This is a genomic window from Actinosynnema sp. NPDC020468 (assembly GCF_040642015.1).
Classification (GTDB): domain Bacteria; phylum Actinomycetota; class Actinomycetes; order Mycobacteriales; family Pseudonocardiaceae; genus Actinosynnema.
In genome coordinates this window covers 78,775-101,329 of sequence record NZ_JBFAEO010000010.1, presented here as the reverse complement: position 1 = coordinate 101,329, position 22,555 = coordinate 78,775, and the positions used below count along the sequence as shown (strand labels likewise).

Genomic DNA, 22,555 nt, shown 5'->3' with positions numbered 1-22,555 from the left:
TCTCCCACCGGGGGAGCGGGTCCGACGCACGTCCGGGGTCGGGCACCGGACGGGCTGCGGGCCGGGGCGGCGGTTACCGTGGCGGGCGTGGCTTCCTTCGGCTTGGGGCTCGCCGCGCTGGGGCGGCCCGCGTACCTCAACCTCGGTCGGGAGGGCGTGCTGCCCGACGTGCGGGACGTCGACGCGATGCGCGCCCACTGCCACGCGGTTCTCGACGCCGCCTACGCGGCCGGGGTGCGCCGGGTGGACGCGGCCCGTTCCTACGGTCGGGCGGAGGAGTTCCTGGCCCAGTGGCTGGGTGACCGCGAGGACGTGCGCGTCTCCAGCAAGTGGGGCTACGCCTACGTGGCGGACTGGCGGGTCGACGCGCCGGTGCACGAGGTCAAGGAGCACTCGCTCGCCCGGTTCACCGCGCAGTGGCGGGAAACCCGGGAGTTGCTGGGCGCGCGGGTCGAGCTGTACCAGGTGCACTCGCTGACCCACGACAGCCCGTTGTTCGACGCGCCGGACCTGCTGGCGGCACTGGCCGGGCTGCGGGACTCCGGGGTGCGCCTCGGGTTCTCCACCAGCGGGCCGCGGCAGGCCGACGCCGTGCGGCGGGGGTTGGCGGTGGAGGTCGAGGGCAGGCGGTTGTTCGACGCCGTCCAGTCCACCTGGAACGCGCTGGAGACGTCCGCGGGACCCGCGTTGGCGGAGGCGCACGAGTCCGGCGCGGAGGTGTTCGTCAAGGAGGGCTTGGCCAACGGCAGGTTGGCCGTGCGGCCGCCGGAGCGGGTGCGGGCGTTGGCCCGGCAGTACGGCGTCGGTCCGGACGCGGTCGCGTTGGCCTACGCGCGGGCGCAGCCGTGGGCGGACGTGGTGCTGTCCGGCGCGGCGGGCGTGGCGCAACTGCGCGCCAACCTCGCGCCGGTGGAGGTGCCGCGGGACGCGCTGGCGGGCCTCGCCGAGCCGCCCGAGGAGTACTGGGCCACCCGCGCCGCCCTGGCCTGGGACTGAGCGGCCCGGTGGTCAGCGCGGGGTGAGCCGGATGGTGCCCGAGTCCAGGTTCACCGGGCTGTTCGGGGTGGCGCCCTCCTCCTCGTCGTCGCGCATCATCGACTGGGAGAGGCGTTCGTCCAGTTCGATCGCCTTGCCGCCGGTGAACAGGGTGTCGAACTGCTCCACGCCGGCGGCGGTCACCGGCTGGTGGATCCCCTTGCGGCGACGCGCCCAGCGCAGCGCCCGCTCGCCGGCGGCCAGGACCACCAGCAGCACGGCCAGGCCGGGGATCGACATCGCGAAGATCATGCCCAACGGAACCACTCCCGGATCAACGCCCGTCCGTCCGGCACCACCGGCCAGTCCGGGTCCTCCACCCTCGTGCGCACCTCGTCGACCGGCATCCACCCGCCCCACGCGACCTCGGAGGGCTGGTGGGTGAACGGGCCGTCGTAGAGCACCTGGTAAACGTGCGCCCAGTACCGGATGGTTCCGTCCACGAACGGAATTCCGAAGAGGAATTCGGGATCCGCCCGGATGCCCAACTCCTCGGCGGCCTCCCGGCGGGCGCACTCGGCCGCGGTCTCGCCCGCCGCCACCACCCCGCCGCAGGTCGGGTCGTACAACCCGGGGTAGACGTCCTTCGTGTCCGTGCGCCGGTGCACGTACAACCGGGTGAGGTCGACCGACCGCACCACGATCGCCGCGCACTCGTGCCACAAGCCCTCGGCGCGCACCCTGGCCCGGGTCGCCGACCCCGCGGGAGTGCCCTGCTCGTCCACCACGCTCACGAGTTCCACGCGGAGATCCTCCCCAGGTCGTAGCCCGCCGTGCTACCGAGGGGCGACGCGTGCCGACGCCCGCGCTTCCTACCTTCGTGACGTTGCACGTCACTAGGAGGAGTTGTGCCCACTTCCCTGCGGCTCGCGGTCGCCGAGTTCCGCGAGCGACCCGGTCGGGCGGTCCTGCCCGGCGTGGCGCTGGTCGTCGGCGTCGCGTGCCTGCTGGCCGCCCTGATGCTCAGCGACGCGATGGTCGCGGCGACCAGGGACGGCCAACCGGTCGTGCCGGCGAAGGTCGACCTGGTGGTGCGCACGCTCCCCGAACTCGACCAGCCCGTGCCGCTGGACCAGGCCGTGGTCGACCGGATCGCGGCGGTGCCCGGCGTGACCGAGGTGCTGCCCGCCCGGCAGGTGCGGGCCGACCTGCTCGGCGCGGACGGGCGCGCGGGCCGGGACCGGGCGACCGCGGACGTCGAGGTCGACCGGGACGGGTACCGCCGGGTGCCGATCCTCGACGGTCGGTCGCCCGCGGCGGACGGCGAGATCGCGGTCGACCGGGTGACCGCCTACCAGCGCGGCCTGCGCCCGGGCTCGGCGGTGCGGATCGCCGACGCCGACGGCAGGCCGATGGACGTCGTGGTGCGAGGCGTCACGAAGCGCGGGTCGCTCGGCGAGGAGCCGCTGCTCGTCGTCGGCGAGGGTCTCGCGGCCAGGTTGGGCGGCACGCCTGCCGTCCTGTCGCTGCACGTGGTGGGCGGCGACGCCGGCGCGGTGGCCGCGGCGGCGGGACCGAGCTTCCGGGTCGGGTCGGCCGCGTCGGTGTCCGCCGAGCCGCCGAGCCGGGAGATCCTGCTCCTGCTGCTGCCGTTCAGCATCCTGGCGCTGGCGACCGCCGTGTTCGTCGCCTCGGCGACCTACCGCGCGGTCTACCTCCAGCGGCAGCGGCACACGGCGCTGCTGCGGTGCCTGGGCGCCTTCCGCGGTCCGCTGGTGCTGGCGAACCTGGTCGAGGCACTGGTGACCGGCGCGGTCGCGGGCGCGCTGGGCTCGTTGCTCGGCGGCACGGTCGGCTGGCTGCTGGCGCGGCTGCTCGACGTGACCGGGATGTCCGCGGTCATGGGCGCGGTCGAGTTGAGCCCGTCGTTCCTGCCCTCGACGCCGCAACTGGTGCTGGGCGCGGTGGTCGCCGCGTCGCTGAGCACGTTCGCGGCCGTGCGACCGGCGTTGGCCGCGACCCGGGTCGCGCCGCTGGCCGCGTTGCGCACCTCCGAGGGCCAAACCCCGGACCGCTCGGTGGTGCGCCGGCGGCGGATCCTCGGCGGGGTCCTGGTGGTCGGGGCGGTCGTGCTGGCCGGGCTCGCGCTGATGGCCGGCGGGTCGATCGCGGCGATCTTCCTGGCGCTGTTCTCCGGCATCGCCGGCGTGGCCGGGTTGTTCGGCGTGCTGGGGCCGGTGGTGGTGCCCGCGCTGGGACGGATCTTCGGCTCGGTCGCGAGCCGGTTCGGCGGCGCGCAGTGGAAGCTCGCGGCGGCCGAGGTGCGGCGCGTGCCGCAGCGGTCGGCGTCGGTGGCGATGCCGCTGATCCTGGCGTCCGCGATGGTCGTCTTCTTCGCCGTCACGGCCGGGTCCGCACAGCGCATGGAGGACGACTTCGCGACCGAGCCGAAACCCGACGCGGTCGTCACCGACGCCGGCAACCGGCCGCTGGGCGGCGACGTGACGTCGGCGGTGAACCGGCCCGAGGTGGCGGGCAGCGTCGTGGTGCACGCCGCGGAGGGCAGCCGGTTGGACGAACTGGGACGGCGGTGGCCGACGACGGTGCTCGGCGTGGACCCGGCGTCGATGAGCGCGTGGCTGGCGGGCCGGGCGTCGGTCGGAGCGGATTTCCGAAGCGGGACGGTGCTGCTGTCCGATCGCGCGATCACCCGGCTCAACGCACGATTGGGTGAATCCGTGACGCTGGACGGGCTGCCCGGCGGCGCCCGCACGGGCACGCTCGTCGGCACGTTCCCGGAGACGCTGCTGGACGACGCGGACGCGGTGATCGCCGATCCGACCCTGGCGCCCGCGACGGCGGTGCTGGTGTCGTTCAAGCCGGGCGCCGACCCGGCGGCGTATCAGGCCGGTGTCCGCGCGGCGTTGCCCGCCGCGCCGACGGTGCTGGTCAAGACCGGTGTGGACGAGGCGGCGCGGACGCAGCACTACCTCGACATGGGGATCATGCTGCTGATGGTGCTGCTCGGGCTCTCCGTCGCGGTCGCGGTGACCGGCATCGGCACGGCGCTGACGATCTCGGTGCAGGAGCGGCGCAAGGAGATGGCGCTGCGGCGCGCGCTGGGCGTGACCAAGGGCGGCGTGCAGGGCGGCGTGGTGGCCGAGGCGGTGCTGTTGGCGCTGGTGGGCGTGCTCGGCGGCGGGGTGTTCGGGTTCCTCTACGCCGAACTCGCGCTGGGCGTGTTCGGGGTCATGGTGTGGCCGACGGGCGCCCTGGTGCCGCTGTTGGCCGGTGGCGCCGGTGTGGTCGCGCTGGCGGTGCTCGCGGCGTTCGGGCCGGCCAGGGGCGCCTCCCGGATCCGACCGGCGGCCGGGCTCGCGGCCGGCTGAAACGTGACCTGGCTCCCGGCACCTTGTCGGTGCCAGGTCGTAGGCTGCGACGTATGCGGCGGATCATGGGAACCGAGGTCGAGTACGGCATCGCGGTGCCGGGTGACGCTACGGCCAACCCGGTGCTGACCTCGACACAGGTGGTGCTCGCCTACGCGGCGGCCGCCGACATACCCCGGGCCAGGCGCGCCCGCTGGGACTACGAGGTCGAGTCGCCGCTGCGCGACGCGCGCGGCTTCGACCTCGGCGCACCCGGCGGGCACCCCGGCGGCGACGGCGACGTGGAGGACCTGGGCGCGGCCAACGTCATCCTCACCAACGGCGCGCGGCTCTACGTCGACCACGCGCACCCCGAGTACTCCGCGCCCGAGGTCACCAACGCGCGCGACGCGGTGATCTGGGACAAGGCGGGGGAGCGGGTGATGGAGGAGGCCGCGATGCGCGCCGCCACCGTGCCCGGCCAGCCCCGGCTCCAGCTCTACAAGAACAACGTGGACGGCAAGGGCGCGAGCTACGGCACGCACGAGAACTACCTGATGGCCCGCAGCACGCCGTTCACCGCGGTGATCGCGGGCCTCACCCCGTTCTTCGTGTCGCGGCAGGTCGTGGTCGGCTCGGGCCGGGTGGGCCTCGGCCCGTCCGGCGAGGAGGCCGGGTTCCAGCTGTCCCAGCGCTCGGACTACATCGAGGTCGAGGTCGGCCTGGAGACCACGCTCAAGCGCGGCATCATCAACACCCGCGACGAGCCGCACGCCGACGCGGACAAGTACCGCCGGCTGCACGTGATCATCGGCGACGCGAACCTGGCCGAGTACTCGACGTTCCTCAAGGTCGGCACCACGTCGCTGGTCCTGGACATGATCGAGGCCGGCCGCCGGTTCGACGACCTGCGGCTGCTGGAGCCGGTGCGCGCGGTGCACCAGATCAGCCACGACCCGACGCTCAAGACGAAGGTCGAGCTGACCGGCGGGCGCAAGTTCACCGGTTTGGACCTCCAGTACGCCTACTACGAGCGCGCGTCGCAGTTCGTGGAGCAGGAGGGCTACGGCGACCGCGACGTGCTGCGGGTGTGGGGCGAGGTCCTGGACGCGCTCTCCCGCGACCCGGACGAGTGCGCCGACCGGCTGGACTGGGTGGCCAAGCTGCGGCTGCTGGAGGGCTACCGCCGCCGTGACGGGTTGCAGTGGGGCTCGCCGCGGCTGTCGCTGGTCGACCTCCAGTACTCCGACGTGCGGCTGGACAAGGGCCTGTACAACCGCCTGGTGGCCCGCGGCTCGATGAAGCGGCTGGTCAGCGAGGAGGAGGTGCGCGCCGCCGTGCTCGCGCCGCCGGAGGACACCCGGGCGTACTTCCGCGGCCGGTGCCTGGAGCGGTACGCCTCGTCGGTGGCCGCCGCGTCGTGGGACTCGGTGATCTTCGACCTGGGCCGCGAGTCGCTGGTGCGGATCCCCACCCTGGAGCCGCTGCGCGGGACGAAGGCGCACGTCGGGGCGCTGCTGGAGGCCTCGGAGACCGCCGAGCAACTGGTGGAGGCGCTGACCAGGGGCTGATCAACTCTCCCCGAGTGGCAGGCGCAGAATGTCGTACCCCATGGGTACTGTTGAGCAGGCAGGACCCCAGGACCGGGAGGTCGACATGGCCCAGGAACAGGTTCAGCGCCAAGGCGGCGGTGACGGCGACGACAACGGCGACGGCGCGGCGGCGGCCGGCCAGGAACGCCGGGAGAAGCTCGGCGAGGACGTCGACGCGATCCTCGACGAGATCGACGACGTGCTGGAGGAGAACGCCGAGGACTTCGTCCGCGCGTACGTGCAAAAGGGCGGCCAGTAGGCCGACGGCGGGACAGGAGACGAACCAACACATGGACCACAGCTCGACCGGGCACTACCCGGCCGCGTCGCTGCCCCCGGCCTACCTCAGGCCGGGGTCGTCGTCGTTCACCGACTTCCTCCGCGCCCAGGCACCCGAACTGCTGCCCTCCTCGCGCCACTTCCCGGAGGGCGCCGTGGTGCAGGCTCCGCACGGCACCACGATCGTCGCGCTGACGTTCAAGGGCGGCGTCGTGATCGCGGGCGACCGGCGCGCGACCATGGGCCACGTGATCGCCCAGCGCGACATGAAGAAGGTGTTCATCACCGACGACTACTCGGCGGTGGGCATCGCGGGCACGGCCGGCATCGCCATCGAGATCGTCCGGCTCTACGCGGTCGAACTCCGGCACTACGAGAAGATCGAGGGCGTCTCGCTGTCCCTGGACGGCAAGGCGAACCGGCTCTCCGCGATGATCAAGGGCAACCTCGACGCCGCGCTGGCCGGCCTCGCGGTCGTGCCCCTGTTCGCCGGGTTCGACACCGACGCGCCCGACCCGGACCGAGCGGGGCGGATCGTGTCCTACGACGTCACCGGCGGCCGGTTCGAGGAGACGCTGGGCTACCAGGCGGTGGGCTCCGGCTCGCCGTACGCCAAGTCGGCGCTGAAGAAGCTCTACGACCCGGACGCGGACGCCGAGGCGGCGACCCGCACGGCCATCGAGGCGCTGTACGACGCGGCCGACGACGACTCCGCCACCGGCGGTCCGGACGTCATCCGGCGCATCTACCCCGTCGTGGTCACGATCACCGCGGCCGAGGGCGCGGCGCACGTGTCCGAGGAGCGGACCGAGGCGTTGGCGCAAGCCGTCGTCGAGAGCCGCCGGTCCCGTCCGGCGGGCTGAGCCGTGCCGATCCCCATCCGCCTCGTCCCCCAGGAGCCGCACCCGTGACGATGCCGTTGTACGCCTCACCCGAGCAGGTGCTCCGCGACCGCTCGGAGTACGCCCGCAAGGGCATCGCGCGCGGTCGCAGCGTCGTCGTGCTCCGGTACGCCGACGGTGTGCTGTTCGTGGCCGAGAACCCGTCGAGCACCCTGCACAAGGTCTCGGAGATCTACGACAAGATCGGGTTCGCGGCCGTCGGCCGGTACAGCGAGTTCGAGAACCTGCGGCAGGCGGGCATCCGGTTCGCCGACATCCGCGGCTACCAGAACGACCCGCGCGACGTCACGGGCCGTTCGCTGGCCAACGTGTACGCGCAAACCCTCGGCTCGATCTTCACCGAGCAGATCAAGCCGCTGGAGGTGGAGATCTGCGTGGCCGAGGTCGGCCACACCCCGGAGCAGGACACGCTTTACCGGCTGACCTACGACGGCTCGATCGTGGAGGAGCCGCAGCACGCCGTGATGGGTGGTCAGGCCGAAGCCACCGCGACCGCGTTGAAGGACGCGTACGCGGAGGGTCTCGACCTGGCGGCGGCGGTGAAGGTGGCGGTGAAGGCGCTGAGCGCCGGCAGCACCAGCACCGGCAACGGCAAGCCCGAGCTGCTCGACTCGGCGAAGCTGGAGGTGGCGGTGCTCGAACGCGACCGCCCCCGCCGCGCGTTCCGCCGGATCCTGGGCGCGGCGCTGGTCCCGCTGCTCCCCGGCGACGAGCCCGCGCCCGCGGGCGAGCCGGAGGCGGCGAAGCCGGTGACGGACGTGAACCTCCCGCCGAACGACGACGAGAAGTAGTCCACGACGACGCGGGCTCCCGGGGTGTGCCCCGGGAGCCTTGTGTCGTGGTCGCGGTTCGGTGCGCCGGACGGGGGCACGACACGGTCGTGGGTCGGCACTCCGGTCGGGACGGTCGTGGGCCGGGACTCCGGTCGGCAGGGCTCGCAGACGATCGCGGTGGGTCCCGGCCGGTGGCACCACGCCGCGGTGGTAGGCCGGTACGTCGCCCCGTACGGCTGCCGTGACGGATTGATCGCCCGCGACGGCGGCGCCTCCTGACCACGGTGGACGGGTACCTCGCCCGGTGAGGCTGCCCGCGGCCTCGGGCCGGGTGGGCCGGCTTGCCCTGCCGGCCGCCTGGCGCGGACGCCACCGGCACGCCCGCGAAGCTCGCCCGCGCGACGCCGTAGGCGACGCACCAGACCTCGGCGGACGGCCTCGGCATGCCGGCGTTCGACCATCGTGACGCCGGCAAACGCCGGCCGACGGTCTCGGTGTGCCGGTGTTCGACACCGTCGACCCCGGTCGGGGCGAAGCTAGAGCGTCAACTCCCAGTTCTCGCCGACCACGTCGCGCCCGAACAGCCGCTGCGGCGTCTCGTCCAGCCGCACGAACCCGGCCCGTCGGTAGATCCGGCGGGCCGCCACCTGGTCCGCGACCGTCCACAGCGCCAGCCGCCGGTACCCGGCCGCGCGGGCCGAGCGCACGCACTCGTCCACCAGCGCCCGTCCGACGCCCAGGCCGCGTGCCGCCGGTTCCACCAGCAGCAGCCGCAGCTTCGCGGTGCTCTCGTCGACCCGCACGCAGAACACCGAGCCCACCGGCTCGCCGTCGAGCTCGGCGATCCACGCGTCGTCGCCGGGCACGTGGTCCCGGACGTAGTCCGCCACCACGCGGGCGGTCAGCGCCTCGAACGTCTGGTCGAAGCCGCTCTCCTCGGCGTAGCGCACACCGTGACGTTGCACCACCCAGCCGAGGTCACCCGGTCGGAGGGAACGCAGTCGTACGGTCACGGCCGGTAGATCCCCAGCGCGGCGGGACGGGCGTGGAAGGCGAAGTCGGTGCCGCTCGGACCCACCTCGCCGTCCGTGGCAATCGCGACCGGTCCGCCGTGCACCTTCACGTGCAGCCGCTTGGTCTCCATGTGCCGGTACGTGCGCGACCGGTGCAGCGACCCGAGCAGCGCGCCCAGGAAGAACCGCGAGCGGGACAGCCGGGTGTCGGCCCGGATGTAGCGCACGTCCATCAGCCCCGCGTCCAGCGCCGGGCGCATGGTCGGGGCGAACCCCTTCGGCCGGTACGGGCCGTTGCCGACGAACAGCATCCACACCTCGTGCGGCTCGCCGTTCAGCTCCACCCGCAGCGGCCGGGAGGTCGCGAGCACCCTGGCCATCGCGATCGCCGCCGCCGGCCACTTGCCGAACCGGTCCTGGAGGCGTTCACGCACCCGGACCATGTCCGGGTAGCCGCCCAGGCTCGCGGTGTTGACGAACCAGCGCGGACCCTCGCCGTCCACGAACACCTCGGCCAGGTCGACCAGCACGCCGTCACCGTCCGCGACCGCCCGGGCGGTGTCGTCCAACCCGGTGACGCCCACGTCGCGGGCGAAGTGGTTGAGCGTGCCCGCCGGGATCAGCACGAGCGGCAGCCGGTGGGTGGCCGCCAGCGACGCGACCGCGGCCACCGAGCCGTCACCGCCGGCGACGCCCAGCGCGCGCGGCGAGTGCTCCTCCAGCACCGTGTCGAGCTGGTCGATGCCCACCACCACGGCCTTCGGCCACTCCTCGGAGATCCGCGCCGACGGGTCGTCGTCGCCCAGGCCCGAACCCGGGTTGACCACCACGACCAGGCCCTCGCCGTCGACCAGCGCCTCCAGCGACGCGTGCTCGCGCGCCGACGCGGGCTCGTCCCGGCCGAGAGGCCACCACCGCCGGGTGAGCAGGCCGGCACCGACGCCCGCGAGCGCGCCCGCCGCCACGTCGGACGGCCAGTGCACGCCCGTGTGCACCCGCGAGTAGGCCACCGCCGCGGCCACCGGCGCGATCACCATCGCGGCCTTCGGCGACTCCATCGCCACCGCCGTGGTGAACGCCGCGGCCGACGCGGAGTGCCCGGACGGGAACGAGGACGACGTGGGTCGCCTGGTCAGCCGTCGGGCCATCGGGAGCAGCTCCGCCGCAGGTCGGCGGCGGGGGAACAGGGTTTTGCCGATCAGGTTGGCGCTCGTGCTGGCACCCGCGATCGCGACCACACCGCGCAGCGCGGCCCGCCGGGTTCGGCCCTTCCTGGTCGCCAGCACGCCCGCCACCAGGAACCACAGCACGCTGTGGTTCGCGATCTTGGACAACCGCTTCATGCCCTGGTCCAGGGGCGAGGGGTGCAGTCTGCCCGACCGCCTCATCAGGGCTTCGTCAACGCCGTTCACTCGTCGGAGCACACTGGAACGTTATCCGCGAAAACAACGCGCCGCCCGATTGGATCACTGGACGAAGCTCCGGATGCGCCTACTGTTGAGGGATGCAGCGGCGGATCTTCGGCATTGAGACTGAGTTCGGGGTGACCTGCACCTTCCACGGGCAGCGCAGGCTGTCCCCGGATGAGGTCGCGCGTTATCTGTTCCGCCGGGTCGTGTCGTGGGGCCGTTCCTCGAACGTGTTCCTGCGCAACGGCTCACGGCTCTACTTGGACGTGGGGTCGCACCCCGAGTACGCCACGGCGGAGTGCGACGACCTCGCCCAGCTCGTCACCCACGACAAGGCGGGCGAGCGGATCCTGGAAGACCTCCTGGTCGACGCCGAGCGCCGACTGGCCGACGAGGGCATCGGCGGGGACATCTTCCTGTTCAAGAACAACACCGACTCCGCGGGCAACTCCTACGGTTGCCACGAGAACTACCTGGTCGCGAGGGCGGGCGAGTTCTCCCGCATCGCCGACGTCCTGCTGCCGTTCCTGGTGACCAGGCAGCTCATCTGCGGCGCGGGCAAGGTGCTCCAGACGCCGCGCGGAGCGGTCTTCTGCCTCTCGCAGCGGGCCGAGCACATCTGGGAGGGCGTGTCGAGCGCCACCACCCGGTCGCGGCCCATCATCAACACCCGCGACGAGCCGCACGCCGACGCCGAGCGCTACCGCAGGCTCCACGTCATCGTCGGCGACTCGAACATGTCCGAGGTGACCACGCTGCTCAAGGTGGGCAGCGCCAACCTGGTGCTCGAGATGATCGAGCAGGGCGTCCAGTTCCGCGACTTCAGCCTGGACAACCCGATCCGCGCGATCCGCGAGATCAGCCACGACCTGACCGGGCGGCGCACGGTGCGCCTCGCGGGCGGCAAGGAGGCCTCCGCGCTGGACATCCAGCGGGAGTACTACGAGCGCGCCGTGGAGCACGTGGCCAAGCGCGCGCCGGACCCGATGGCCGAGCGGGTGCTCGAGCTGTGGGGTCGCACGCTCGACGCGATCGAGGCGGAGGACCTGTCCAAGATCGACCGCGAGATCGACTGGGCCATCAAGCACCGGCTGATGGAGCGCTACCAGGCCAAGCACGACATGGACCTGTCCAACCCGCGCATCGCGCAGCTCGACCTCGCCTACCACGACATCCGGCGGGGCCGCGGCATCTTCGACCTGCTCCAGCGCAAGGGCCAGGTCGACCGGGTGACCGACGACGGCGAGATCGAGGCCGCCAAGGACACCCCGCCGCAGACCACCCGGGCGAAGCTGCGCGGCGACTTCATCGCCGCCGCCCAGGCCGCGGGCCGGGACTTCACCGTCGACTGGGTCCACCTCAAGCTGAACGACCAGGCGCAGCGCACCGTGCTGTGCAAGGACCCGTTCCGCGCGGTGGACGAACGGGTGGAGCGCCTGATCTCCTCCCTCTAGCGGTGTTCCGCGGGAAGGCTCCTCGTGAGGCTCACACCTCATGAGGAGCCTTCTCGTCGTTGTGGCCGTGCTGGGATCCCTGCTCGCGGCCTCGCCCGCCCAGGCGTCACCCTCCTGGGCGTTGAAACCGACCGGCGTCACCGCGCAGTTGCGCGGCCTGTCCGCCGTAGACGACCGGGTCGCGTGGGTGAGCGGCAGTGGTGGCACCGTGCTGCGGACCGAGGACGGCGGACGCACGTGGTCGTCCGTCGCCCCGCCCGGCACGACCGCGCTGGACTTCCGGGACGTCGAGGCGTTCGACGCGCGGCGCGCCGTGGTGCTGTCCATCGGGCCGGGCGCGGACTCGCGGATCTACCGGACCGCGGACGGCGGCCGGACCTGGTCGCTCGCGTTCCAGAACACCGACCCGGCCGCGTTCTACGACTGCGTGGCGTTCTTCGACCGGTTCCGCGGCCTGGCGGTGAGCGACCCGGTCGCCGGCGCGTTCCGGGTGCTGACCACCGCGGACGGCGGTCGCACGTGGCGGCAGGTGCCGGCCGAGGACCTCCCGCCCGCGCTGGAGGGCGAGTTCTCGTTCGCGGCGAGCGGGCAGTGCGTGGCGACGGCGGGACCGGCGGACGCGTGGATCGCGACCGGCGGCGGCGCCACGGCGCGCGTGCTGCGGTCGCGGGACGGCGGGCGGCACTGGTCGGCCGAGTCGACGCCGCTGTTCAGCTCGGCGTCGGCGGGCGTGTTCGCGGTGGCGTTCCGGTCGCCGCGGCGGGGGATCGCGATCGGCGGCGACTACGCGGACCCGACCGGCGCGGTGGCGAACCTGGCGCTGACGGCGGACGGCGGTCGGTCGTGGCGGGCGGCGAAGGGCCCGGCGGGGTACCGGTCCGGGGCGGCGTGGCTCGGGTCGTCGGTGGTGGCGGTCGGCACGGCGGGCACCGACCTGAGCCGGGACGGCGGGCGGACGTGGCGGTCGCTGTCGACGGACGGCTTCGACACCGTGGACTGCCCGTCGGTGTGCTGGGCGTCCGGTGAGCGCGGTCGGGTCGGGGTGCTGACCAGGGACTAGTGCGCGGAGTGGTCGTGCGTGGACGGTGCGTGCCCTATTGACAAAGAAGTTTTGTACGTTCAAGGTGGTTTTTGCGATGAGAGACGTCATCTACCTGGAGCAGATCGAGCAGGCCGAGGCACTGCTCAAGCCGCAGCGGATCGAGGTGCTGCGGCAACTCGCCGAGCCGCGGTCGTGCACCGAGGTGGCGGCGGCGCTGGAGCAGACCCCGCAGCGGGTCCACTACCACGTGAAACGGCTGGTCGAAGCCGGGTTGGCGACCCAGGTCGACCAGCGCCGGGTGCGCGCGCTGACCGAGGGCGTGTACCAGGCGACGGCACGGGCCTACTGGCTGTCGCCCGCCCTGGTCGGCCGGCTCGGACTGCGCCGGGCACAGGACGAGTTGAGCCTGGGCTACCTGCTCGACCTGGTCGAACAGGTGCAGTCGGACATCGCGGGCCTGGACCGGACGCGGCCCGAACTGCCGTCGCTCGGCGTGTCCGGCGAGATCCGGGTGGACCCCGAGCGGCGGGCCGAGTTCTTCGCCGAGTTGCGCACGACCCTTCAGGACCTCTTCGGCCGGTACGGGGGCGCGTCGGGCGACGCGTTCCGGCTGGCCGTGGCCTGCTACCCACATCAGGAGGAACAGGATGAATGAGACGGTGACGTTGCGCGTGCGCACGTCCGCGCCCGCCGACCGGGTGCGCCGCGCCTTCGCCTCGGCGGAGGAGGTGTCGACCTGGCTGGCCGAGCACGCGACGGTGTCCGAGGGCGAGTTCGCGTTCTGGGGACGGCACACGCCGCAGGGCGACGCGCCGCGCCAGACGCTGGAGCACCGGGACGACCGGTCGCTGCGGTTCGGCTGGGAGATCGGCGGCGAGCGGACCACCGTGTCGGTCGAGTGGGTCGAGGAGGACGGCCTCACCGTGGTGGCGCTGTCGCAGAGCCACTTCCCGGGGTGGCTCGCGGCGGTGGGCGAGGAGGACGTGCGCGGCTGGCTGTACACGTTCTGGGCGCTGTCGCTGACGAACCTGGTCGACCACGTCGAGGGCCGCCCGCTCACCCCGAAGGTCGACTACGTCACGGCCGACATGAGCGGGTCCGTGCTGATCGCCGCGCCGCCGGCGGCGGTGGCCGCCTCGCTGGTGGAGCCCGAGGTGTACGAGCGGTGGTTCGGCGCGAAGATCGACATCGAGGCGTGGGTCGGCGGCCGGGTGGCGATGGGCGGCCTGGAGAACAACCCGGAGCCCGCGAAGGTGCTGGCCTACGAGCCCGGTCGGTCGATGACCGTGGACTGGCACGGCATGGTGTCCACCTGGGAGCTGGAGGACTCGGCGGGCGGCACCCGGCTGACCTTCGTGCAGAGCGGGTTCGACGAGGGCACGCCGCCGTTCAGCGCCTGGGCGGGCTGGCTCTCGGGCGTCGGCGAGCTGCGCCGGTTCCACGAGGTGCCGGACTGGCGGCCGATCTGGCACCGGGTCGAGGTGCCGGGGCTGCCCGACGGGATGCTGGCCGAGGAGCGCGGGTAGCGCCGACCCGCCGGGAACGCGGGTGGATGGACCATTCTCCCGAGTTCGTGGTGGGGGAGGCGTCATGTGGTGTTCGTTCGGGGTTAGGGTTTCGGGGTGGCCACCGCACGTGCCGAACGGCTCGTCAACCTGGTGCTGTGCCTGCTGTCGACCCGCCAGTACCTGACCGCCGAGCGCATCCGCGTCATCGTCCCCGGCTATGCCGACGCAGCAACGGACGAGGCGTTCTTCCGCATGTTCGAACGCGACAAGACCGAGCTGCGCGACCTCGGCGTGCCGCTGGAGGTGGGTCGGACGGGCGCGTTCGACGCCACCGACGGATACCGGATCGCCCGGCGCGACTACGAGCTGGGCGACATCGACCTGGAGCCCGACGAGGCCGCGGCCGTCGCCCTGGCGGCCCGGCTGTGGGACTCGCCGCAGCTCACCGGCGCCGCGCACGGCGCGCTGATCAAGCTGCGGGCGGCGGGCGTCGACGTCGACCAGGACGTGCACGTCGGGGTGGAGCCCAAGGTGCGCACCAGCGAACCGGCGTTCCCGCCGCTGCTCGCGGCCGTGCAGGAGGGTCGCGTGGTCGAGTTCGACTACCGCCGCCCGGTGCCCGTCGAGGTGCGCGGTCGGACCGTCGAGCCGTGGGGTGTGGTGGCCTGGCGTGGTCGCTGGTACCTCGTCGGGCACGACCGCGACCGCAACGCGCCGCGCTGCTTCCGGCTGTCCCGGATCGTCGGCGCGGTCCGGGCCGCCGGCCGGGCGGGCGAGGTGCGGCGGCCCGAGCAGGTCGACCTGCTGAGCTTCGTCGCGCGCAGCCAGCCCGCTGCGGACCAGCCGCCCGCGACCGCGAAGCTGTGGGTCGCGCAGGGCCGGGGCCAGGGGTTGCGCCGCCGGGCGCGGGTCACCGGCAGGCAGGAGTTCGACGGCGAGCTCGGCGACGTGCTGGAGGTCGACCTGCGGTTCCCGGACTCGGCGGCCACCTGGATCGCGGGCTTCGGCGCGGACGTCGTGGTGCTGGAGCCCGAGGTGTTGGCGAAGACGGTGCGCGAGAAGCTGCTCGGGGCGTTGCGCGGTACGGGGGTCAGGGCGTGAACGGGTCGACCGAACGGCTGCCGAGGCTGCTCGCCCTGGTGCCCTACCTGCTCGCCCGGCCGGGCATCCCGATCGTGGAGGCGGCCGCGGACTTCGAGGTGTCGCCCAAGCAGTTGCGCAAGGACCTCGAGCTGCTCTGGATGTGCGGGCTGCCAGGCTACGGACCCGGCGACCTGATCGACCTGTCCTTCGAGGGCGAGACGGTCACCGTCACGTTCGACGCGGGCATGTCCCGGCCGCTCCGGCTGACCGCGGCCGAGGCGACGGCGCTGCTCGTGGCGCTGCGCGCGCTGGCGGGCACCCCCGGCGTGGCGGACAAGGCGGCCGTGCAGCGGGCGGTCGCGAAGATCGAGGCCGCCGTGGGTCAGGCCCAGCCGGCGGGCGTCGCGGTCGGGCTCGCCATGCGCGAGGCGCCGGAGACGGCGCGGGTGCGCGACGCGGTGTCCGACGGTGTGCGCCGGGGCCGGGCGCTGCGGCTGCGCTACTACACGCCGTCACGGGACGAGGTCACCGATCGGGTGGTCGACCCGATGCGGATGCTGCTGGTCGAGGGCCGGTCGTACCTGGAGGCCTGGTGCCGGGCCGCCGACGACGTGCGGTTGTTCCGGCTCGACCGGATCGACGGGGTCGACGTGCTCGCCGAGGCCGCCAGCCCGCCGCCGCACGCCACGCCGACCGACACGTCCGAGGGATTGTTCCAACCCGATCCGTCGCAGCGCACGGCCGTGCTGGTGCTCGAACCGGACGCCCGCTGGGTCGCCGAGTACTACCCGGTGGACGGGCTCACCGAGCTCGGCGAGGGGCGCGCGCGGGTGCTCATGCGCTACGCCGACACGGCGTGGGTCGTGCGCCTCCTTTTGGGGCTGGGCGGCGAGGTCCACGTGGAGCAACCGGCCGATCTGGTGGCCGAGGTCGCCCGCCGGGCGGAGGCCGCGTTGCGCCGGGCGGATCACCTTCTCCACACATAGGCCAAGTACGGTGGGCATGTGCCGTACTTGCCGATCGCGGTGGTGGTTCTGGTGGGGGTGACCGCGCTCACGGCGGTGTCGCTCCGGGTCATCGGAGCCTTGCGCCGCTTCCGCGCCGCCACCACCCTGGTTGGCGACCAGGTCGGCGACGGCGTGGGGCTGCTCAAGGCGCGGTCCGCCGCGCTGGGAGTCGCCTTCGCCGAACGGCGTCCGCAACCGGCCCGTCAGGGCAAGCCCCGCGTACCATCGACGGACCGGGGGAGACAGGAGGACCACCGTGGGTAACCTCGGAGCAACCGAGCTGATCATCATCGCCGTGGTGATCATTTTGCTCTTCGGCGCGAAGAAGCTGCCCGACATGGCGCGCTCGCTGGGCAAGTCGGCCAAGATCCTCAAGGCCGAGACCAAGGGCCTGCGCGACGAGGACGACCAGCAGGCGCCGCAGCACACCACGCCGCAGCAGCAGCCCGTGCAGCAGTTGCCGCCGGCCCAGCAGCAGTACCAGCAGCCGCAGTACCAGCAGCCGCCGGTGCAGCAGCCCGTCCAGCAGCAGCCGCAGGTCGCGCCGCCGATCGAGCAGACCTCGCAGAACATCCAGAACAAGAACTAGTCCCGACTAGCCCGAAGGACGGTCCGCGCGGTGGGGGCTACTCCCGTCCGGTGGTGGGCGCAGCGCCAGGAGCGCCGCAAGCTGACGAGCCGTCGGGGCAACCCCGACGGCACCATGTCGCTGAAGGACCACCTCTACGACCTCCGGCACCGGCTGGGGTGGGCGATGCTGTTCATCGCCATCGGCGCGATCTTCGGCTTCTTCTGGTTCCAGACCAGGTTCTTCGGTCTGCCGAGCCTGGGCCAGATCGTCATCTCGCCGTACTGCGGCATCCCGGTCACCGACCGGTTGACCCAGAACGGCGAGTGCCAACTGCTCCAGACCAAGCCGTTCGAAGCCTTCATGATCCAGCTGAAGGTGGGCGCGGCGGCGGGCATGGCGCTGACCGCGCCGCTGTGGCTGTTCCAGGTCTGGCGCTTCATCGCGCCCGGCCTCTACGCGCGGGAGCGGCGGTTCGCGCTCACGTTCGTCGGTTGCGCCTCGGTGCTGTTCGCGGTCGGCGCGGCGCTGGCGTTCTACGTGGTGCCCCAGGGGCTCACGGTGCTGGTGGGCTTCGGTGACAACCAGTTCCTCACCGCGCTCTCCGGCGGCGACTACATCGACTTCGTGCTCGCCCTGCTGCTCATCTTCGGGGTCAGCTTCGAGTTGCCGCTGATCGTGGTGATGCTCAACCAGGCCAACATCGTGAGCTACGAGACGCTGGCCAAGTGGCGGCGCGGCATCATCTTCGCGCTGTTCATCTTCGCCGCGATCGCGACGCCCGGCACCGACCCGATCTCGATGGTGGCGCTGGCCGTGGCGCTGACGCTGCTGTTCGAACTGGCGATCCAGGTGTCCCGGGTGCACGACAAGCGCGTCGCGCGCCGGCGCAAGGCCGAAGGCCTGGACGACCTGGACGACGACGAGGCCGCGCCGTTCGACTACACGCCGTCCTCGATCGAGGAGCCGCCGACCGTGACCAGGCCCGAGGCCCGGCCGGTCGAGACGCCGCGCGAGCGCGTGAACTACGACGACGCCACATGACCCGAGCGGCACTGCTGGTCTGCCCGACGTCGGGCAAGGGGCGTGCCGCCAGGATCGCGGGCACGGTCGCCGCGCGCCTCCGGGAGGTCGTGGACTCGTTGGAGTTGCTCGTCGCGCCCTCCGCCGAGGGGACCGCGGCGCTGGCGCGACGGGCCGTGGCGGACGGTGTCGACGTGCTGGTCGTGCTCGGGGGCGACGGTGGCGCGCACCTGGGTGTCCAGGCGTGCGCCGGCACGTCGACCGCGCTGGCCGTGGTGCCCGCCGGGACCGGCAACGACCTGGCCGGCGCCTTCGGGGTGCGGTCGGTGGACGACGTGGTGGCCGCGTTGCGCGCCGGCGTCCGGCGGCCGTTCGACCTGGGTCGGCTGGACGACGGGCGGTGGTTCGCCACCGTGCTGTGCGCGGGGTTCGACTCGGCGGTCAACGAGAGGGCCAACGCGATGCGCTGGCCGGCCGGGCCGCGGCGCTACGACCTGGCGATCCTCGCCGAGCTGGCCGCGTTGCGCCCCGAGCGGCTGGTGGTGGAAACCGAGGACCGGGTGCTCGAGTTGGACGCGCTGTTGGTCGCGGTCGGCAACACGACCAGTTACGGCGGCGGCATCCCGGTGTGCCCGGACGCCGAGGTCGCGGACGGGTTGTTCGACGTCACGGTGGTGGCGGCCGCGCCGCGGCGGGCGCTGGTCCGGATGCTGCCCACGTTGCGCACCGGCAGGCACGTGGACCACCCCGCCGTGCACACGTTCCGGGCCCGGGAGGTCCGGCTGTCCGGGCCCTCCTGGGTGGGCTACGCCGACGGCGAGCGGATGCGCGAGGTGCCCGTGGGCGCGTCCTGCGAGGCCGGCGCGCTGCTCGCGGTGACCTCGTCGGGCTAGGGTCCGCGGGCGACCGGCGCTATTTGGACCCACTTTTGTCGTACCGATGTGACAGCCTGGAAGGGTGTCAAGCGCTTCGCGGTCCCCGGCCGACGCCTACGCGGACTTCCGCCGCGGCTCCACCCGGCCCAAGCTGACCGATTTCCTCTCGGTGCTGTCCTTCGAGCTCGACCCGTTCCAGCGGCGCGCCTGCGAGGCGCTGGAGGACGGGCACGGCGTGCTCGTGTGCGCGCCCACCGGCGCGGGCAAGACCGTCGTCGGCGAGTTCGCCGTCCACCTCGCTCTCTCGGAGGGTCGCAAGTGCTTCTACACCACGCCCATCAAGGCGCTCTCGAACCAGAAGTTCGCGGACCTCGTCGCGCGGTACGGCGCTGACAAGGTCGGCCTGCTGACCGGCGACACGTCGGTCAACGGCGGCGCGCCGGTGGTCGTGATGACGACCGAGGTGCTGCGCAACATGCTCTACGCGGGCTCGTCCACGCTGGGCAGCCTCGCGTACGTGGTGATGGACGAGATCCACTACCTCGCCGACCGGTTCCGCGGGCCGGTGTGGGAGGAGGTCATCCTGCACCTGCCGGAGTCGGTGCGGCTGATCGGGCTGTCCGCGACGGTCAGCAACGCCGAGGAGTTCGGCGAGTGGCTGGTGGAGGTGCGCGGCGACACCACGGTGGTCGTGGACGAGCACCGGCCCGTGCCGCTGTGGCAGCACATGATGGCCGGCGGCCGGATGCTCGACCTGTTCGCGGGCGACGGTCCGGACGGGCACAACCGGATCAACCCGCAGTTGTTGCGGCACACCGACGACCTCCAGCGGTTCCACGTGCCGTGGAGCCGGGGTCGGGGCAACCGCGCCGGTGGCCGACCGCCGCGCGGGTCCGGGTTCAAGCCGCCGTCGCGGGTGGACATCGTGCAGCGGCTGGACGGCGCGGGCCTGCTGCCCGCGATCGACTTCGTGTTCAGCCGCGCCGGGTGCGACGCGGCGGTGCTCCAGTGCGTGCGCGCCGGGCTGCGGCTGACCACGCCGGACGAGATCGACGAGATCCGGGCGGTCGTCGAGTCCAAGACGCGGGACCTGCCGCAGGCGGACCTGATGGTGCTCGGCTACTGGGAGTGGCGGGAGGCTCTCGAACGGGGGATCGCGGCGCACCACGCCGGGTTGCTGCCCGCGTTCAAGGAGACCGTGGAGGAGCTGTTCGTCCGGGGTCTGGTGCGGGTCGTGTTCGCGACCGAGACGCTGGCGCTGGGCATCAACATGCCGGCGCGGACGGTCGTGCTGGAGAAGCTGGTCAAGTACAACGGCGAGGCGCACGTCGACCTCACGCCGGGCGAGTACACCCAGCTCACCGGGCGCGCCGGGCGGCGGGGCATCGACGTCGAGGGGCACGCGGTCGTCGTGTGGCAGCCGGGCGTCGACCCGAAGGCGGTCGGCGGGCTGGCGTCCACCCGCACCTACCCGCTGCGGTCCTCGTTCCGGCCGGGCTACAACATGGCCGTCAACCTGGTGCACCAGCTGGGCGCGGCGGCGGCGCGGGACATCCTGGAGCAGTCGTTCGCGCAGTTCCAGGCCGACCGGTCGGTGGTGGGCCTGGCGCGGCGGATCGAGCGCAACCGCGAGGCGCTGGACGGGTACGCCGAGGCGATGACGTGCCACCTCGGCGACTTCACGGAGTACGCGTCGCTGCGCCGCCGGGTCGGTGAGCGGGAGAAGGCGCTGGCGCGGCAGAACTCGTCGGCCACCCGCGCGGAGACGGCGGCCTCGCTGGAGCGGTTGCGCAAGGGCGACGTGATCGCGGTGCCGTCGGGTCGCCGGTCCGGCCTGGCCGTGGTGATCGACCCCGGCCTGGAGCCGCTGGGCGAGGCCCGTCCGCTGGTGGTGACCGAGGACCGCTGGTCGGGCCGGTTGTCCGCGGCGGACTTCCCGGTGCCGGTGGAGGTGCTGGGTCACGTGCGGCTGCCCAAGCAGGTCGACGTGCGATCGCCCAAGTCGCGGCGGGACCTGGCGTCGACCGTGCGCAACACGGGGATCGTGGCGCCGCAGGCGCGAAGGCGGCGGTCGACGGCCGACGACGACGCGGAGCTGGCGACGTTGCGGCGGGCGCTTCGCTCGCACCCGTGCCACGCGTGCGAGAAGCGCGAGGACCACGCCCGGTGGGGCGAGCGGTACCACCGGCTGCTGGCCGAGACCGAGCAGTTGGAGCGCAAGGTCGCGGCCACCACGCACTCGCTGGCCCGGGAGTTCGACCGGATCCGCGGCCTGCTGCGCGAACGCGGGTACCTGCACGAGGAGGAGCGCGGTCCGGGCGAGGAGGTCACCGAGCACGGTCGCCGGCTGACCCGGCTCTACAGCGAGTCCGACCTGCTGGCCGCCGAGTGCCTCCGGCACGGGGTGTGGAAGGGTTTGGACGCGGCCGAGTTGGCGGCGGTGGTGTCGGCGCTGGTGTACGAGGCGCGGCGGGACGGTCCGCTCGAGTCGCGGCTGCCCCCGGGCAAGGTCGCGGACGCGATGACGGCGACCGCGCGGCTGTGGGCCGAACTGGAGGAGGACGAGCGCAGGCACAAGCTCGACCGCACCCGTCAGCCCGACCCGGGTTTCGCCTGGGCGGTGTACCGGTGGGCGCGCGGCGAGTCGTTGGAGAAGGTGCTGTCGTCGGCCGAGGAGAACGGCACCGAGCTGGGCGCGGGCGACTTCGTCCGGTGGTGCCGCCAGGTGATCGACTTCCTGGACCAGATCCGGGACGTGGTCGGCGGCGGGGACCCGGTCGGCGCGACGGCGCGCAAGGCGGTGGACGCCCTGCGGCGCGGTGTGGTGGCCATGGCCACCGTTTGAGAAAGCTTTGCGGGGTGGCTGGGTACGCTCGGCACACCTGTGGTTTGATCGCGCCCGCAAGCCTTGAACGAACCTTTTCCAGACACGAGCCGTCGGAGGCCGAGCATGACCAGTCCGTACGGACCGTCCGGAGGGAACGACCCGCAGCCGCAGTGGGGCCAGCAGCCCTACGGTGGTGGGTACCCCGGCACGCCGTCGGGTGGTTTCCCCGCTCAGCAGCCCAATCCCTACGGGCAGCCGGATCCGTCGCAGCAGCAGCCCCAGCAGCCGCAGTGGGGCCAGCAGCCCCCGCAGCCGCAGCAGTACACCCAGCAGTACCCGGGCGGGTACGACCCGACCCAGCAGCAGCAGCCCGCGCCGCAGCAGAACCCCTACGGCCAGCCGGATCCGGCCCAGCAGTGGGGCCAGCAGCCGCAGCCGGGCCAGTACGGGCAGCAGCCCAACCCGTACGGGCAGCACCAGAACCCCTACGGCCAACCCAACCCGTACGGCCAGCAGCCGCCCGCGAAGAAGTCGGGCGCGGTGGTCTGGGTGGTCGTGGCGCTGGTCGTGCTGGTGGTGGCGGCGTTCGGCATCACGGGTTTCGTCACGCCCGGGTTCCTCAAGAAGAAGGTGTTCGACAACGCCGAGGTCCAGAAGGGCGTCGTGCGGATCCTGACCGACGACTACAAGATCTCCGACGTGGAGAGCGCGACGTGCCCGGCGGACCGCGAGGTCAAGCCGAACACGACGTTCGAGTGCACCGCGAAGGTCGCCGGCAAGGACAAGAAGGTCAAGATCACCGTGAAGACGGCCGACGGTGAGTACGAGGTCGGGCAGCCCGCGGGCTGATCGACCTC

The 22,555-nt window shown here is 72.8% G+C and carries 22 protein-coding genes; 18 read left to right on the top strand and 4 right to left on the bottom strand.

The genetic code is table 11. The features are described 5' to 3' along the window. Positions 1-87: 87 nt before the first annotated feature. A complete protein-coding gene (locus AB0G50_RS10410; RefSeq protein WP_360104872.1) occupies positions 88-996 on the top strand; it encodes an aldo/keto reductase in 909 nt (302 codons plus the stop codon). A gap of 12 nt (positions 997-1,008) precedes the next feature. On the opposite strand, the gene AB0G50_RS10405 is transcribed toward AB0G50_RS10410, so the two are convergent. Together AB0G50_RS10405 and AB0G50_RS10400 are read right to left on the bottom strand one after the other, a co-directional pair. Then, on the bottom strand, positions 1,009-1,275 hold the full coding sequence (locus tag AB0G50_RS10405) for a DUF6191 domain-containing protein (RefSeq protein WP_360104869.1): 267 nt from the start codon (positions 1,273-1,275) through the stop codon (positions 1,009-1,011). A gap of 8 nt (positions 1,276-1,283) precedes the next feature. Then, positions 1,284-1,778 (bottom strand): NUDIX domain-containing protein, encoded by a 495-nt coding sequence (locus AB0G50_RS10400; RefSeq protein WP_360104866.1) that lies wholly within the window; start codon positions 1,776-1,778, stop codon positions 1,284-1,286. Positions 1,779-1,883: 105 nt separating this feature from the next. On the opposite strand from AB0G50_RS10400, the gene AB0G50_RS10395 reads away from it, so the two are divergent. The 5 genes from AB0G50_RS10395 to prcA all read left to right on the top strand — a co-directional run bounded on the left by AB0G50_RS10395 (position 1,884) and on the right by prcA (position 7,907). After that, entirely contained in the window at positions 1,884-4,364 is a 2,481-nt protein-coding gene (locus AB0G50_RS10395; RefSeq protein WP_360104863.1) for an FtsX-like permease family protein, read from the top strand. A 53-nt stretch (positions 4,365-4,417) separates the two neighbouring features. Continuing rightward, on the top strand, positions 4,418-5,914 hold the full coding sequence (dop, locus tag AB0G50_RS10390; protein ID WP_360104860.1) for a depupylase/deamidase Dop: 1,497 nt from the start codon (positions 4,418-4,420) through the stop codon (positions 5,912-5,914). 85 nt (positions 5,915-5,999) lie between these two features. Continuing rightward, positions 6,000-6,194, top strand: a complete 195-nt coding sequence (locus tag AB0G50_RS10385) for a ubiquitin-like protein Pup (protein WP_360105067.1) — start codon at positions 6,000-6,002, stop codon at positions 6,192-6,194. 31 nt (positions 6,195-6,225) lie between these two features. After that, positions 6,226-7,077: a proteasome subunit beta gene (prcB, locus tag AB0G50_RS10380; protein WP_360104857.1), complete on the top strand. Its 852-nt coding sequence runs from the start codon at positions 6,226-6,228 to the stop codon at positions 7,075-7,077. 44 nt (positions 7,078-7,121) lie between these two features. Beyond that, the gene (prcA, locus tag AB0G50_RS10375) at positions 7,122-7,907 is read left to right on the top strand and encodes a proteasome subunit alpha (protein WP_360104854.1); all 786 of its coding nucleotides are present in this window, start codon (positions 7,122-7,124) and stop codon (positions 7,905-7,907) included. A gap of 518 nt (positions 7,908-8,425) precedes the next feature. On the opposite strand, the gene AB0G50_RS10370 is transcribed toward prcA, so the two are convergent. Next, positions 8,426-8,902 carry a GNAT family N-acetyltransferase gene (locus AB0G50_RS10370; protein WP_360104851.1) on the bottom strand — a complete coding sequence of 159 codons (477 nt, stop codon included), beginning with the start codon at positions 8,900-8,902 and terminating at the stop codon, positions 8,426-8,428. After that, a complete protein-coding gene (locus tag AB0G50_RS10365) occupies positions 8,899-10,326 on the bottom strand; it encodes a phosphatase PAP2 family protein (protein WP_360104848.1) in 1,428 nt (475 codons plus the stop codon). Before AB0G50_RS10365 ends, AB0G50_RS10370 begins: the two co-directional genes overlap by 4 nt. An 80-nt stretch (positions 10,327-10,406) precedes the next feature. Here AB0G50_RS10365 and pafA point away from each other — a divergent pair, with 80 nt between their 5' ends. The 12 genes from pafA (at position 10,407) to AB0G50_RS10305 (ending at position 22,547) form a co-directional block, all read left to right on the top strand. Then, positions 10,407-11,765 carry a Pup--protein ligase gene (gene pafA, locus AB0G50_RS10360; protein WP_360104845.1) on the top strand — a complete coding sequence of 453 codons (1,359 nt, stop codon included), beginning with the start codon at positions 10,407-10,409 and terminating at the stop codon, positions 11,763-11,765. A 40-nt stretch (positions 11,766-11,805) separates the two neighbouring features. Beyond that, positions 11,806-12,825 (top strand): oxidoreductase, encoded by a 1,020-nt coding sequence (locus tag AB0G50_RS10355; protein ID WP_360104842.1) that lies wholly within the window; start codon positions 11,806-11,808, stop codon positions 12,823-12,825. A 76-nt stretch (positions 12,826-12,901) separates the two neighbouring features. Next, the gene (locus tag AB0G50_RS10350) at positions 12,902-13,462 is read left to right on the top strand and encodes a helix-turn-helix domain-containing protein (RefSeq protein ID WP_360104839.1); all 561 of its coding nucleotides are present in this window, start codon (positions 12,902-12,904) and stop codon (positions 13,460-13,462) included. Beyond that, the gene (locus AB0G50_RS10345) at positions 13,455-14,333 is read left to right on the top strand and encodes an SRPBCC family protein (protein ID WP_360104836.1); all 879 of its coding nucleotides are present in this window, start codon (positions 13,455-13,457) and stop codon (positions 14,331-14,333) included. Before AB0G50_RS10350 ends, AB0G50_RS10345 begins: the two co-directional genes overlap by 8 nt. A 96-nt stretch (positions 14,334-14,429) precedes the next feature. After that, positions 14,430-15,416, top strand: a complete 987-nt coding sequence (locus AB0G50_RS10340; RefSeq protein ID WP_360104833.1) for a WYL domain-containing protein — start codon at positions 14,430-14,432, stop codon at positions 15,414-15,416. Continuing rightward, on the top strand, positions 15,413-16,384 hold the full coding sequence (locus AB0G50_RS10335) for a WYL domain-containing protein (RefSeq protein ID WP_360104830.1): 972 nt from the start codon (positions 15,413-15,415) through the stop codon (positions 16,382-16,384). The genes AB0G50_RS10340 and AB0G50_RS10335 overlap by 4 nt, the downstream gene beginning before the upstream one ends. A gap of 18 nt (positions 16,385-16,402) precedes the next feature. Continuing rightward, positions 16,403-16,669 carry a bacteriophage holin gene (locus AB0G50_RS10330; RefSeq protein WP_360104827.1) on the top strand — a complete coding sequence of 89 codons (267 nt, stop codon included), beginning with the start codon at positions 16,403-16,405 and terminating at the stop codon, positions 16,667-16,669. Beyond that, positions 16,662-16,994 (top strand): Sec-independent protein translocase subunit TatA, encoded by a 333-nt coding sequence (gene tatA / locus AB0G50_RS10325; protein WP_360104824.1) that lies wholly within the window; start codon positions 16,662-16,664, stop codon positions 16,992-16,994. The genes AB0G50_RS10330 and tatA overlap by 8 nt, the downstream gene beginning before the upstream one ends. A 114-nt stretch (positions 16,995-17,108) precedes the next feature. Further along, on the top strand, positions 17,109-18,017 hold the full coding sequence (gene tatC / locus AB0G50_RS10320) for a twin-arginine translocase subunit TatC (protein WP_360105064.1): 909 nt from the start codon (positions 17,109-17,111) through the stop codon (positions 18,015-18,017). After that, entirely contained in the window at positions 18,014-18,889 is an 876-nt protein-coding gene (locus AB0G50_RS10315) for a YegS/Rv2252/BmrU family lipid kinase (protein ID WP_360104821.1), read from the top strand. The genes tatC and AB0G50_RS10315 overlap by 4 nt, the downstream gene beginning before the upstream one ends. Positions 18,890-18,953: 64 nt before the next feature. Next, entirely contained in the window at positions 18,954-21,716 is a 2,763-nt protein-coding gene (locus AB0G50_RS10310; protein ID WP_360104818.1) for a DEAD/DEAH box helicase, read from the top strand. Positions 21,717-21,821: 105 nt separating this feature from the next. Then, the gene (locus AB0G50_RS10305; protein ID WP_360104815.1) at positions 21,822-22,547 is read left to right on the top strand and encodes a DUF4333 domain-containing protein; all 726 of its coding nucleotides are present in this window, start codon (positions 21,822-21,824) and stop codon (positions 22,545-22,547) included. Positions 22,548-22,555 lie beyond the last annotated feature (8 nt).